At 40.6% G+C, this 13,989-nt stretch carries 10 protein-coding genes; 4 read left to right on the forward strand and 6 right to left on the reverse strand.

Annotated features, from left to right (window positions below):
- Both H9X96_RS07855 and H9X96_RS07860 read right to left on the reverse strand, forming a co-directional pair.
- On the reverse strand, positions 1-2,718 hold the full coding sequence (locus H9X96_RS07855) for a carboxypeptidase-like regulatory domain-containing protein (RefSeq protein WP_187665766.1): 2,718 nt from the start codon (positions 2,716-2,718) through the stop codon (positions 1-3).
- Positions 2,719-3,246: 528 nt separating this feature from the next.
- A complete protein-coding gene (locus H9X96_RS07860; protein WP_187665767.1) occupies positions 3,247-3,879 on the reverse strand; it encodes an NAD(P)H-dependent oxidoreductase in 633 nt (210 codons plus the stop codon).
- A gap of 307 nt (positions 3,880-4,186) precedes the next feature.
- Between H9X96_RS07860 and H9X96_RS07865 the strand changes: the two genes are divergently transcribed.
- Both H9X96_RS07865 and H9X96_RS07870 read left to right on the forward strand, forming a co-directional pair.
- Entirely contained in the window at positions 4,187-5,395 is a 1,209-nt protein-coding gene (locus tag H9X96_RS07865; RefSeq protein WP_187665768.1) for an OmpP1/FadL family transporter, read from the forward strand.
- A gap of 23 nt (positions 5,396-5,418) precedes the next feature.
- Positions 5,419-6,702, forward strand: a complete 1,284-nt coding sequence (locus H9X96_RS07870; protein WP_187665769.1) for an SGNH/GDSL hydrolase family protein — start codon at positions 5,419-5,421, stop codon at positions 6,700-6,702.
- Between the two features lie 138 nt (positions 6,703-6,840).
- Here the strand turns inward: H9X96_RS07870 and H9X96_RS07875 are convergent, their stop codons facing one another.
- Together H9X96_RS07875 and msrA are read right to left on the reverse strand one after the other, a co-directional pair.
- Entirely contained in the window at positions 6,841-7,299 is a 459-nt protein-coding gene (locus H9X96_RS07875; RefSeq protein WP_187665770.1) for a copper resistance protein NlpE, read from the reverse strand.
- Between the two features lie 152 nt (positions 7,300-7,451).
- Positions 7,452-8,036 carry a peptide-methionine (S)-S-oxide reductase MsrA gene (gene msrA / locus H9X96_RS07880; RefSeq protein ID WP_255431045.1) on the reverse strand — a complete coding sequence of 195 codons (585 nt, stop codon included), beginning with the start codon at positions 8,034-8,036 and terminating at the stop codon, positions 7,452-7,454.
- Positions 8,037-8,298: 262 nt separating this feature from the next.
- On the opposite strand from msrA, the gene H9X96_RS07885 reads away from it, so the two are divergent.
- Positions 8,299-9,264: an isopenicillin N synthase family oxygenase gene (locus tag H9X96_RS07885; RefSeq protein WP_187665772.1), complete on the forward strand. Its 966-nt coding sequence runs from the start codon at positions 8,299-8,301 to the stop codon at positions 9,262-9,264.
- 100 nt (positions 9,265-9,364) lie between these two features.
- On the opposite strand, the gene H9X96_RS07890 is transcribed toward H9X96_RS07885, so the two are convergent.
- Positions 9,365-9,937 carry a DUF1579 domain-containing protein gene (locus H9X96_RS07890; RefSeq protein ID WP_187665773.1) on the reverse strand — a complete coding sequence of 191 codons (573 nt, stop codon included), beginning with the start codon at positions 9,935-9,937 and terminating at the stop codon, positions 9,365-9,367.
- Between the two features lie 50 nt (positions 9,938-9,987).
- On the reverse strand, positions 9,988-11,820 hold the full coding sequence (locus tag H9X96_RS07895; RefSeq protein ID WP_187665774.1) for a serine hydrolase: 1,833 nt from the start codon (positions 11,818-11,820) through the stop codon (positions 9,988-9,990).
- A gap of 265 nt (positions 11,821-12,085) precedes the next feature.
- Here H9X96_RS07895 and mutL point away from each other — a divergent pair, with 265 nt between their 5' ends.
- Positions 12,086-13,987, forward strand: coding sequence for a DNA mismatch repair endonuclease MutL (gene mutL / locus H9X96_RS07900; RefSeq protein WP_187665775.1), 1,902 nt, complete (start codon positions 12,086-12,088; stop codon positions 13,985-13,987).
- The last annotated feature ends 2 nt before the right edge of the window (positions 13,988-13,989 follow it).

The raw sequence follows: 13,989 nt of genomic DNA on the forward strand, positions 1-13,989 counted from the left end.
TTATTTTACGGAGTAGCGGTAGACAAAGCGGCTTATATTACCGAATTTGTCTACCCCTTCAATTACTGCTTTATAAGTTCCTCTGCCATCGGCATTCCAATAGTCTAATACCAATGGTGCAGAACCGTTAAAGTTCACTTTAGGGTTCCAATAAATAGTGGTTCTCAAGTCATTGAAGTTATAGGTGTTTGCAGGATTGATATATTTAGGCATATAAAATTCACGCTGTTTGCTGAAACCTTTCGGATTAAATTTAAGCATGTTTTCCTTAGGAAGAATTTTCTTTAAATCTGCAAGGCTCATCGTGCTTTTCACTACTTTTTTCGTGTTTACGACCAGTACACCGTTAGTGTTGTACATCCTGTTGATCGTACCCAGATCATCTTTAGTGAAGACTTCTACCGATTCTACTTCTTTCGGATTTACACCCAATAGCGCCATATAATCTAGTGCCATTCCATTGATAAATATCTGTACTGGAACCCTGCTGCCAGATTGGTAATCACGGGTCACGTAGAAATTGTTCTCGAAATAGGTTAATCCCATAGCCATCGTCTGTAAGCATAGAGCGAGGGAATTACAGTCCTTTAATCGGTCTCCATCAATTACAGTGGCATTTATTGAACTTAATCCTGAAAGACTAGGATGGTCTGCATGACTCGGTCTTTTTACTTTAGCACCTTCAATTTTTACCTCTTTTAAGGTACGTAAGAAGTTATATTGTTTCTTGCTATTGTTCAGGTAAGCAGATAACGTACTGTCGATATTGTCTGCCGATCCAACATGACTGATGTTTTTTCCTACATCAGGTAATATAGAACCATCCAATAAAATCATCAGATTAGAACCATTAGTGCTATACTTTGCATTGATCAGTACTTCTGAAGAATCTGGAATAACCAGGTTGCCAAAAGCAAAAATACCGGAAGGGCTAGTGATCGCTTCTGCAGAAATACTGGTCCCAGGGACGGTTAAACGTAGTGCACCTTTTCTTACTGGCATTCCTGTACGATCTCTTAAGGTACCGGTAATGCGCATATCTTGCTCTGGTAATAAAGTGATTGGTGTAGGTTTCCCCGTCAGCAGTTCTTTCATGGCAAAACGGCGGAAGCCCTGCGTTAACAGGAGCAGGTCTAAATCTGCCAGCTTTTTTTCATCCGGTTTAGTGAAATAATAATTAGGTTTTTCTACATAGCCCTGTAGATCTGAGGTTAATAAAAGGGAGCTTAATATCGTAGTTTCTGAATCTTCATCTACTGGGACTTTCGTTTCGTCAGTAACGGATACAGAGTAAGTGCCTTCTAAAGGCTGTGTCGCGTTTTTAGGGATCACACTTAATTTTACTTTTTGTCGTGGTTTATAGGTTGGTAAATCTGTTTTAAGGCTCAGATTTTCCTGTGTAGGATAATTGAATGCCAAACGCTCATTTAGGGGCTCTCCATTTTCAGCAATCAAAGTCACCTGTACGATTCCAGCTGGAAATTTTTCTTTAGGAATCTTTGCTGAGTTCACTTGTGTAGCTAGGCGTGTTTTTGCTGCATAATAGATAATTCCACCTTGCGTACCTATAATAAAAAAGGTCTTTCCTTTGTTTTGCTCAAAATATGGGTCATTGGCAAGGATCTTTAGGTTAAAATTAACCGGATCAGTATTGGTGATCTGGGTAATGATTCCTGCTGGATTGGCCTTTGGTAGATCAAAAGATTTCGTACTACCGTCTTTAAAAGTCACGTTCGCTTTATATGTTTTTCCCGCTTCTGAGTTCAGGTAGAAAGCGCCCATTCCTAAAGCATTAGAGCTGAAAGAAGCTAAATTATTTCCTGCATTATCGGTAATGTTCCCGGTCAATGGTGCAGCGAGTCCCTTTGCATTTAGCGATTTGAAACTCATCCTTACGGCTAGTCCATTGACCAGTTCTCCACCTTCCGGGAAAAATTGAAGGTCATTGTCTGATTTGACTGGTCTTAAAGGGAAAGAGGAAGTCAGGATTTCTTTTTCTGTCAGGCTGAGATCTGTGATCAGCTCTCCATTGGTGATGATCTCATTTTTACGGGGTTCTATTTTAATTTTCAAAATCCCGTTCTGATCTGTTGTCCCTTTTCCTTTACTTACTGTCTCGTAATTGGAAATGACTCTCCAGTTCACTACTTTATTAGACTGCACGACTTTATCCGCATTCTTAAATTGAATAATTGCGTTGATGCTTTGGCTTTTATCAGTTTGGATGCTGGTATAATTGAAGTGGGTGATCAATTGCTTTTCTATCGCTTCACCAATTGGAATGGTTTTTTTGAAAAAATACTGATCGCTGAAATTCAGCATCCATACCGTATAGGCCCTAATGAAATAGTTGCCTTGTTTATAATTTCCAGGGGTTAATGGAATGTTTCCAGTAGCCACACTGTTTGTGGTAGGCAGTTTTAAGGTTTCTACTAATGAATCTCTTTCATTGATGACGTCCACATATACAATTTTACTGAGCTGCGATGGAATATTTTGTTCCATCGTCAGGTAAGCTTTAAACCAGATCGTATCCGCAACACTATAATAGGGCTTGTCGAAATGTAAGTAGACTTTTTCTATAGGCTGCTCGTCGGAAAGTTTTTTGGTTTTGCTAATGATGTTGTTTAAAACAACACTGTCCTGTTGTGCATTTGCAGAAAAGTGCAAAGTGGAGGATAGCAAAAGAAAGGCAATAACGAAGTTTATCAGTTTCATCAAAATAGTTAAAAACGGTTAATATGGCTAATATATTCATTTATGGAGGGAATAGCCTTATGCTGAGTGATGTTTAACATATTTTTACATTTAAAAAAGACGGAGGGAAGGGAGGTTCTTTTTTGTAAATGTGGATTGTTTTTTTGAGTAAAGAGCTGATTAAGGCTAAATTAACAAGTTGTTATGGGCTTATCCACATATTTATGTGGATAAGCTGGGTGTTTGCGGGCCATTGTTGTGGAAAAACTCAAAAAACTGGTTGATATTTAAAGGATATACACATTTGATTTTTTTTATTGCTAGGGATTATGGATAAAAATGTGAGTTTTGGAAGGATTTAAAGACTTGTTTTTGTGCTGATTAGTGAGTTACTCACATTAGTTTATTCACATTGTGGTGTGGATAAGATCTGGTTTTGTGGATTAAGCTACAATTTTAAGTATAAAAAAAATGCCTCTGTCTGCTATTAAAGCTTACAGAGGCGTCTTTTAGGTAGATTTCACATCTTTTAGATGTGAATAACCTTCCTTATTTAAATTCAATCAGGAAATCAGACATTGGGGTACGTACCTTTTTAAGGTTCACCAACCAGTCGCCAGTTTCTGATCTATATCCAAGAGGTAACAAAGTTGTGCTACGTAATCCTCTTTCTCTTAATCCTAACAACTCGTCTAATTGAGCCGGGTCAAAACCTTCCATTGGAGTCGCATCAACTTTTAATAAAGCTGCTTCTGCCAAAGCTACACCAAAGCCAATGTAAGCTTGTTTTGCAGCGTGGTGGAAATTCTCTTCAGGAGTTTTTGCAGTGTACATTCCAATCAGTCTATTCAGATAGTCTGCATTTGCATCTTCTGGTAAGCCACGCTCTATATTACCTTGAGTAAATATATGTCTGATGTTCTCTTCAGTATAGTTATCCCATGCTGCAAAAATCAACAGGTGAGAAGAATCTGTGATCTGCTCTTGACCAAAAGCTAACGCTTTGATTTTTTCTTTTAATTCTTGGTTAGTTACCACAATTACTTTGAATGGTTGTAAACCAGAAGAAGTAGGGGCAAGATGTGCAGCTGCAATAATTTGATCAACTTTGTCTTGCGAAACTTTTTCGCCATTCATTTTCTTAGTGGCATAACGCCAGTTTAATGCTTCAATTAAGCTCATAATATATTTTTTTATCGTAAATGTTTTTTTTCTTGGGTATTAGTTATATAGCAACCAAATAAATAACACTGTTAGCAAATGTACGTATGTTACTATAGTCTGACTTCATCTTTCTGGCTTTTTACTTTTAGATGATACTCGTTTCTATGCAGGTTACACCTCGTTATTCCTGAAAGTTGTAAAATAACATTTGGTTTATTTTAGTTAATTAACTAAACTCGTTAATTATTATGCAAGCATAGCTATTTTGATAAAACTCTATCTGACTATTTTTGTTTAATAAGTACCAATTTAATTCTAACCATATATGAAAAAGATTTTACTTAGTTGCTTGCTGGCCTTGCCCGTTCTGGGCTATTCCCAGTCTTTTCAGGTCAATCTGCAAGGACAAAAACAAACTGCCATGGGCGGGGCGGGGACAGGGCTGGCCTTAGATGAAGCCGCCGTATTTTTCAACCCAGGTGCCGTATCCTTTCTGAAAAAAAATGGAGTACAGGCTGGAATCTCTCCATTGTACCTGAAAACAGCCTTCCGTGAGAACGGTTCCAATGTCACAGAATACAATAAAGATAAGATTGCGACTCCGATTATGGGTTATGCCGTATTCGGATCTCCGGAGAACAGGCTTCGCTTTGGTCTGGGAATTTATACGCCTTTTGGTGGTGCCATGCATTGGAAGGAAGATTGGACAGGCAGATATTCGGTGACCTCACTAGACTTACAAGCCATCTATATCCAGCCAACCTTAAGTTTAAAGATTACTGATCACATTGGTATCGGTGGTGGTCTGGTTTATTCATTAGGAAAAGTTGACCTGAGAAAGGCCTTGCCTTATACCTTAAATGATGGCCGACAAGCTTCTGCAAAACTAAAAGGAGATGCTAAAGATTTTGGATGGAATGCAGGTATTTATGTGGAAACTGTATCTGGAGTCTCTATCGGGGTAACTCACCGTTCGCAGGTGACCGCAACGGTTAAAGATGGGGATGCGATTTTTGACGTGCCTGATGCGATCAGAGACCGTGTGCCTACTAAATTTGGTGCAGAACTTCCTTTACCTGCCACAACAACGCTGGGTTTAGGTTTCCATCCTTCGGATAAAACGACTCTTGCCCTGGATGTAAACTGGGTACACTGGAGTAAATATAAAGAGCTGGCTTTTGATTATAACAATAATTTTGTGTCGCCTCCTTCTCCAAGAAATTACCATGATGCTGCGGCATTACGTTTTGGTATTCAAAATCAAACCACCAATAGATTGGCTTTACGCGCTGGTATCGGCTATGCTTTTACCCCAGTAGGAAAAGGTTATGTGACGCCGGAGGTGCCGGATGCCAACCGTCTTTTGCTGAGTGCAGGTGTAGGGTTTAAGGCAACGGAGCGATTCAATATTGACTTTTCTTTCCTGTATGAAAACGTAGAGAAAAGAAATGAAACGAATATTGAAACCCAGTTGAGCGGTGAGTTTAAAACACTGGCCTATATTCCAGGTATTTCTTTCTCTTATAAATGGTAATCCACTCCTTCAGACAAATCACAATGAACTCAAAATATATTTTTAGAAGTATGATTGCGGTCGCTATTCTTGGAATGGCCTCCTGCAAACCCGAACTAAGTACGATTACTCCATCTAAAGGAAGCGCTGATTTTTCCAGATATATCGCTATAGGTAATTCCCTGACTTCCGGTTATGCCGATAATGGGCTATACTTGGAAGGACAGAAAAACTCTTTTCCTGAAATGATCGCCACCCAAATGAAAACAGTTGGTGGTGGTGCTTTTTATACCCCTTTCTTTAATGAATCTCAAGCAGATGGTTCTGGATACAAGATCCTGAAAGGTTTTACCCCAGCAGGTCTGCCAATTATTGGTGATCAGAACGCACATACTGCGGTACGTACCACTACACCTACAGTATTGTTGACTAAGTATGTTGGAGAAATTAACAATTATGGTGTTCCGGGAATCAAGCTGGTGCACATCAATATCCCTCAATACGGTAATCTGAACAATTTCTATGAAAGGATGCTCCCAACAGACTTTCCTAACAACACAACTACTACATACCTGAACTTCGTCACTTCAAAACCATTTACCTTCTTTAGCATGTGGTTGGGTAACAATGATATCCTGGGGTATGCGACTTCTGGGGGGGCAAATCCTGCAGACCAGCCTACGGATAAAAATACATTTGCCAGTTTGTATGCGGATGCCGCAAATAAAATGACCGCGAATAATGCAAAAGGTGTGGTGGCCACCATCCCTGATATTTTGAAAACACCATTTTTTAATACGGTTACTTTGAATTCTCTATTGGCTGCGGTTCATGTTACCGCACCAACCATAAATACGATCTATATCAAAACAGGCAAGAATGCAACCAGAGCAGCTACTGCAAAAGACTTTTTTGTATTGCCATTGGCGTCAGCAAATCTTATTGGTACAGGAGCCGTTCCTTATGGTTTATTTCCTTCCAATCCAGTGGAAAGTCAGTGGGTATTGGATGAAGATGAAGCTGGGATAGTTTCAGATTATGTGGCTTCTTATAATGCAACAATTAAAGCCGTGGCCACGAATAAAGGCTTAGCCATTGTGGATGCTTTTGCATTGCTAAGAGAATATGGTTCAGGCAAAGTGGTGAATGGCGTACCAATTAGTGCGGCTTACATCACCGGAAATCTATTCTCTTTGGACGGGATTCACCTAACCCCAATGGGTTATGCCTTAGTAGCCAATGAATTTATCCGATCGATTAATTCAAAATATGGTTCTTCTATTCCAATTGTCGATGTGACAAGATATAGAGGAGTTAAATTCCCTTAATGAATCAGACTGAACAACTGGTTCAGTTATATATAAAAAGAGGGAGTATCATAAATCATGATATTCCCTCTTTTTTTTGTTGCTAATGCCTCCTATTGAGGACGCATACTATTGCGATGGATAAAATGATACCCGGGTTTAATTCATTTCTTTTTTAAGCACGTATTTATCGGCAAGAGGACCACTGATTTCTTTACCTTCCATGTCCAATTGTTTCAACATATTTTCCCCCACAAAGTATTTACTTGGTCCATCCTTTAAGCCGATCAGTTCTACTTTTGATCCACTCGTATCCCAGGCAAAAGTACCACGGTCTTCCGGGAAATGAGTGTCTTTACCCATGTAGTTAGTTTTCAGGGTATAGCTCATATCTGAGCTTAAAGTGAGTTCTGTTTGAATGCCTTCGCAATCCGCACAAGGAGTGACACCTTTGTAAGTGCCGGCCCAATCCAGTGAATTTTTTGCATTGTGGGAATCGTTGATGACGGTGTCTGCTGATTTCTTTGTGCTATCTGCATTGCTGGCCGTTTTTTGATCGCTGTTGCAGGCCATAAAAAATAGGGAAATGCTGGCGAGTGTTAAGATTTTCATTTTCATGGGTAGCTTTTTTTAGTGTTACCTAAAGAGGTACTGCCAATTAAACGATTTCATAAGGAATATGTTTGAAAAAAAAAGCCAAGGTGTTTTATATCCACCCCGGCATTTTCAATATCAGGCATTTGCTGTTTGTTTATTCTCTATTCTGCGTTTTAATTTTTCTTCAGTTTCGCTTTGAAAACTTTTTCCAGTTTCTCCAATTTAGGAAGGATGACCAACCTGCAGTAGGGCTGATTTCCATTCTTGTTGAAATAATCCTGGTGGTAAGCTTCTGCCACATAAAACGGACCTGCTTTATCTATGGCAGTCACTACCGGTTTCCCATAAGCATTGGTTGCATTGAGTTCCTTTTTATACTTTTCGGCAATTTGTTTTTGTTCGTCATTATGGTAGAACACCACGGAACGGTATTGCGTACCTACATCTGCACCCTGACGGTTCAGTGTAGTTGGGTCATGACTTTTCCAGAATACTTCGAGTAAGTCATCATATTTAATTTTCGAAGGGTCATAGCTGACCTCAATCACCTCAGCATGACCGGTTGTTCCGGTACATACATCTTCATAACTTGGGTTTGGAACTGATCCGCCCTCAAAACCCGATCTGACCGCCGTGACTCCTTCCAGGCGTTGAAAGAGCGCTTCAGAACACCAAAAACACCCCATGCCAAAGGTCGCTTTCTGTAATTTTTTTGACTGTGCATCTGCACTGCCAGCGGATAATAAAATTAGGATCATAATTGATAAATACTTCATGATAGTAAGGGCTAATTGAAAACCATTCAAAATATAATACGTAAGTGTAGCGTTTATAGTTTTCTTAAAACGGTATCTATGCCTAGTATTACAATCAACTGATAATTTGCAGCAGCCTATCTGTAAATGTGTATAACTTAAAGTATTTATTTTCAGTTGATTAATTTTCAATTGTGTTGATATTTAACATTTATTAACAATACTTTGCTAAATTTGCGATGTTAATACCTATAAAAATATCGATATGTCAACACCTTATATTCCTAGTTTAGACCTGGGCTCATACATCAATGGAGATGATGCGCAGCGTAAAAAATTCTCTGATGAATTGGGCAGAGCTTTTAACGATTCTGGTTTTGTAACCATCACTAATCATGGTGTAGACCAAGAATTGATTGATAAGCTATACGCCAACATTCAAGGTGTTTTTGCCTTGACGCCAGAGCAAAAGAAAAAATATGAAAGAGCAGAACTTGCCGGTCAGCGTGGTTACACCAGCCCAGGTAAAGAAACTGCTAAAGGTGCTAAAACGGCAGATCTGAAAGAATTCTGGCAAATTGGTCAGGAAGTAACAGATGGCGATCCGATCAAAGCGGAATACCCGGCTAATGAAGTGCTGGAAGAACTTCCTGAATTTAATGCGGTAACCCGTGAAATTTATCAGCGTTTAGAAAACAATGGTAAACATTTACTGCGCGCCATTGCGACTTACCTGGAACTGCCAATCGATTATTTCGATAAACATGTGCACAATGGTAATTCAATCCTGAGAGGTATTCATTATTTCCCAATTGAAAACCCAGAAGCATTAGCTGCAGATGCTGTACGTGCGGGGGCACATGAAGACATCAACCTGATCACTTTATTGATCGGTGCTAGCGCGGACGGTTTAGAAGTATTGACCCGCAGCAATGAATGGTTACCAATTAAAGCTGGTCATACAGATATCGTAGTGAATGTAGGAGATATGCTGCAGCGTTTAACGAATAACAAATTACGTTCTACCACGCATAGAGTAGTAAATCCACCACTTGAACTGATGAAAACATCTCGTTTCTCTGTTCCTTTCTTTTTGCACCCACGTGCAAATATGGATCTGACAAGTCTACCATCTACTGTGGATGATGCCCATCCTAAAGTATATGCAGATATGACCGCAGGTGAATATCTTGATGAGCGTTTACGTGAAATTGGGTTGAAGAAAATGTAATGCTTTTCTAAAGCAGTATTAAACAGAGCGGCCGCATCACAAAATGATGCGGCCGCCTTGTTTTGATCAATATGGATTGATTTTTTAAGGTGAATGGGGATTACTTTCTTCTGCTGAACTGGATTTCCATTGTTTTCATTTCTTTTCCATCCGTGTTGGCGTACATTTCCATCACCTGATGGTCATTGTCAACAAATTTGAAAACTTCACGGACATCCATGTCTTTTCCGGTCATCGGATCTACACACTTTCCTCTAAAATTAATAGTTTTTGTGGCATCATCCCAGGTGCCTTCCATGGTCATGACACCTGTGCCCATGTTGTCTATCCAGGTGGAAATGAAAACCTTTTTTGAATTGTCGTAGCCCAATAGGCTCATTCCTTCAAAAGGCATTCCCATCATGTTTCCTTCATGAATAGATTTTTGATAACGGCCCCCCATGATCATTGTGTTTGTACTGCTGGTTTTACTTTTCTCGGGCGCAGCACCCGGCGCCATCCACATGGTGACATCTCCATCCCATTTCCCATCGTCTTTTGCAAGCATTTTGTGCACATCGCCGGGTGTCATGTATGTTTGCCATGCTTTCATCATGGCATTATCCTGAGCTTGAACCCGACAGGTTATGGCTAGCATCAGCAAAGCCACAACAGATAATGTTAACTTTTTCATTTCATTAGAATTAAGTTTTATTTGGTACTCTAATTTACGAAAAACTGAACCTAATTACTACCTTTTTCTATGGCTTTATAAATGGCGTCCTGGATTCTAGGTCTGATCTTTAAGCTCCCTAATTTCTCTGATACTGCGGGGTTTACCCGGTTAGACAGGAATACGTAAACGAGTCCTTTTGCGGGGTCTACCCAGACTGCAGTTCCGGTATAGCCGGTATGGCCATAAGTAAGGGGAGAGGCCAGTTGCGAAGGATATTTTTTGGTCAAATCAGGATCCCACCTGTCGAAACCTAATCCTCTTCTGCTCACATCTGATTGTTTTTTTGTGAACATATCTACTGTTTGCGGCTGGAAATACTGGTTTCCGCCATAACTGCCTTTATTCAATAACATCTGGTAAATGATGGCCAGGTCATTTGCACTGGAGAATAATCCCGCGTGACCGGAAACTCCGCCTGCTAGTGCGGCACCCTGATCATGGACGAAACCTTCCAGTAATGTTTTTCTAAAATAATTATCCTGCTCGGTAGGTACAATTTGATCTCTTGAAAAGCGGTTTCTTGGTAGGAAGCCCGCCGTTTGCATGCCCAGGGGCTTGTAGAAATTCTCCCATACATAGGTATCCAATGGCATGCCACTCAGGCGCTCACAGATTTCTTTCATCACGTACATGCTGATGTCACTGTAAACATATTTACCGCGCGTTCTGATTGGAGAATTTAGCATTTTTGGCCACATCACCTCTTTGAAAAAACCTTTCTTGATGTAGTAATTGTCGGCCACCTTGGTCGGGAAAGCAGCGCTGGAGTCTCTGCTGTAATCTCCTGGTTTAACAAAATCGTGGAAAGGGATGAAAGGGATAAAGCCTGCCTGGTGCAGCATTACTTCCCTGACTTTAATCGGGTTCATGGGCGATAACCTTGCTTTAGGGATGTAGGCACCAATGTTTGTGTCAAGATTTAATTTATGTTCTTCAAATAAACGCATCACAGTTGGCGTCGTTGCAGTAGTTTTGGTGAGCGATGCCAGGTCAAAAATGTCGTTTACTTTATCTGGTAATCCGTTTACATAGGTATGATTGCCATATGCTTTATTGAAAATTACTTTTCCATCTTTCGCCACCAGGACCACAATTCCTGGGGCGGCTTTCTCGCGGATGGCTTCATAAGCGATATTGTCAATTTCTTTCAGGTCGTCGGCATTGATACCTGCATCTTCCGGAAGCGTATATTTTAATCGAGTTTGGATAGTACTGGCACCTTGTCCGACAACATATTTCTGCGAGTAGCTGGCCGTTAGTTTTTTAGTAAACGGAATGCCGCCAAAAATCATTTGGGGAACAGTGACCGCGGCTTCTTCATTGTATTGATTGCTCCATACAATAGGCGCCGTAATCCCGTCAAATGCCAATAGGCTGCCGGTTTCTCCAAATAGTGCGATAACGATCTTTTTGCTTTTCGAGATGTTATTGATAAAACTGGTATTTCTTGGGTTGTTTATCGCCGAGACCGGTAAGGCTACAATCACGAGGTTAAAATATTTAAGGTCATCTTCCAGGTCGTCCAGCGTAGTAGAAGTCAGGTAAGCATCAGAAGAAAAACTGCCGACTTTCGCGTACTTGTTTAGCAGGCTGTCAAATGAAGTTTTAAAGGTAAAATCCAGGCTCACTGCAGCAATGTTTTTCTGATCTAATGCGGTTAAAGGGAGTAGATTTGTTTGGTTATTCAAGAGAACGGTATTGCTGCTGATTGTGTTGATAACGGCTACTTTTTGCTGGTTCTGCTGGTGGCTTTGCGCACAGGCGCTGAAGGTAAACAAGGCCATGAAGCTGGTGATGATGATCCCGGCAAGGTTACTTTTTTTGCTGTATTTTTTATTCATTTAGGTGTGTTTTAAGAAGGTAGTTTCCTTGCTGCTGGTACTGCTGTAAAATTAAGTGGCGATCAGATCCGCTGATGATGTATTTACAGCTGACGAATCGGAGGCTTCCAATAGTCGGGCCAATAGCTTTCTTTCCTGTCGATAAAGATAGAAAAAGGAACAAATAAAATGGAAATAGGCATTAAAAGACAAATTATTAACAAATGAAAACAGAGTATTGAGGCTTATTTTCCCTAAATTAGCAACCTTTACCAGAGAGAAATAAATGTCAGATATAATACAACTTTTACCGGATAGTGTTGCCAATCAAATCGCGGCCGGAGAGGTAGTGCAACGCCCGGCATCAGCCGTAAAAGAGCTTTTGGAGAATGCGATAGATGCCGGTGCAAACAAGATACAGTTGATTTTAAAAGATGCCGGTAAGGCATTGATTCAGGTGATAGACAATGGCTGTGGAATGAGCGTCACAGATGCACGCATGTGCTTTGAACGTCATGCCACCTCGAAAGTCAGAAAAGCAGAAGATCTATTCGCCATTCGTACCATGGGTTTCAGAGGTGAAGCGATGGCCTCTATTGCCGCAATTTCACAGATAGAGATGAAAACCCGCCGTCATGATGATGAGCTGGGTACCTTGGTAGAAATTGAAGGTTCTGAAGTCACCAATCAGGAGCCGGTAGCTACTCCTGTAGGAACCAGTATCTCGGTGAAAAATCTCTTTTACAATACGCCAGCAAGAAGAAACTTTCTGAAAAGTACTTCCGCAGAAATGCGTCATGTGCTGGAAGAATTTCAACGCATTTCTCTGGCAAATCCAGCAATAGCTTTCAGCTTACACCATGATGGAGTGGAAATTCACCGTTTACCTGCCTCAGGTATGAAACAAAGAATTGTTCACCTGTTTGGAAATAATTATAACCAGCGCCTGATCCCGGTAGAAGAGGAAACCAGCATCATCAATATCAAGGGTTTTATTGGAAAACCTGAGTTCGCAAAGAAAACCAGGGGAGAGCAGTTCTTTTTTGTCAATAACAGGTACATCAAAGATGCCTACCTGAATCATGCAGTGAGTAAATCGTATGAAGATTTACTACCTGATGACCATTTTCCGATGTATGTGCTGTTCATCGAAATTGATCCTGCAAAGATTGATGTGAATGTACACCCTACAAAAACGGAGATCAAATACCTGGACGAGAAATCTATTTATGCGATCCTGCATTCTGCAGTTAAACGCTCTATTGGCAGGTTTAACATCAGTCCAACGATTGATTTTGATCAGGAAACTGGATTTAGCGGAATGATTACGCATAAAGCACCGGAAGAAATTGTACCGCCAAGCATTAGTTTCAACCCGGACTTTAACCCTTTTGCTGCGGATAAACCAAGCAGGGCGCCAGAAACCACCGTTACTTTTCCTAGTTTCAGGAGGTCTGGAGGCGGAAATGGGGCAGGAAGCAAGGATGCCAGCGCAGCGATTGTACCAAACACCAAAGGCTGGGGCGCTTTATATGAAGTGGCCAACCATAGCGATACAGCGCAGCAGGCGGCTATTGAATTACCCGGACAATTATCAGATGATTCTTTGGTACCCCTGCAGAAACAGCTGATGCAGCTGCACAACAGGTACATCATCTCGCAGATTAAATCTGGGTTGATGCTGATTGATCAGCAGGCTGCGCATGAAAGGATTCTTTATGAACGTTTCAGCAGACACCTGGATGATCGAAAAGGCGCTTCTCAGCAGAGCTTGTTTCCACAAACGGTAACTTTAAGTCCGAACGATTTTGAATTGGCAAAGAGCTTATTGGAAGACATCAAAAGCCTCGGTTTTGAGGTACGAGAATTCGGTAAAAATACCCTGATCATAGAAGGAATTCCAGTAGATCTTGGCAATAACAACGGCAATGAAACGCAGTTATTTGAACACCTGATTGAGGGATTTAAAAATTCTCAGCAGGAACTTAAACTGAGTAAAAGAGATGCGCTGGCCAGAAGTATGGCAAGAAACAGCGCCATCAAAAGCGGGGCAGTTTTAGGACAGCAAGAAATGAATACATTGATTGAACAGCTTTTTGCCTGTCAAACACCTAACTTTAGTATTAGTGGAAAGCCGGTAATTCAAACTATCGGGCTGACTGAACTCGATAAAAAATTTGATAAATAGCA

This window comes from Pedobacter sp. N36a, from assembly GCF_014472395.1.
GTDB lineage: Bacteria > Bacteroidota > Bacteroidia > Sphingobacteriales > Sphingobacteriaceae > Pedobacter.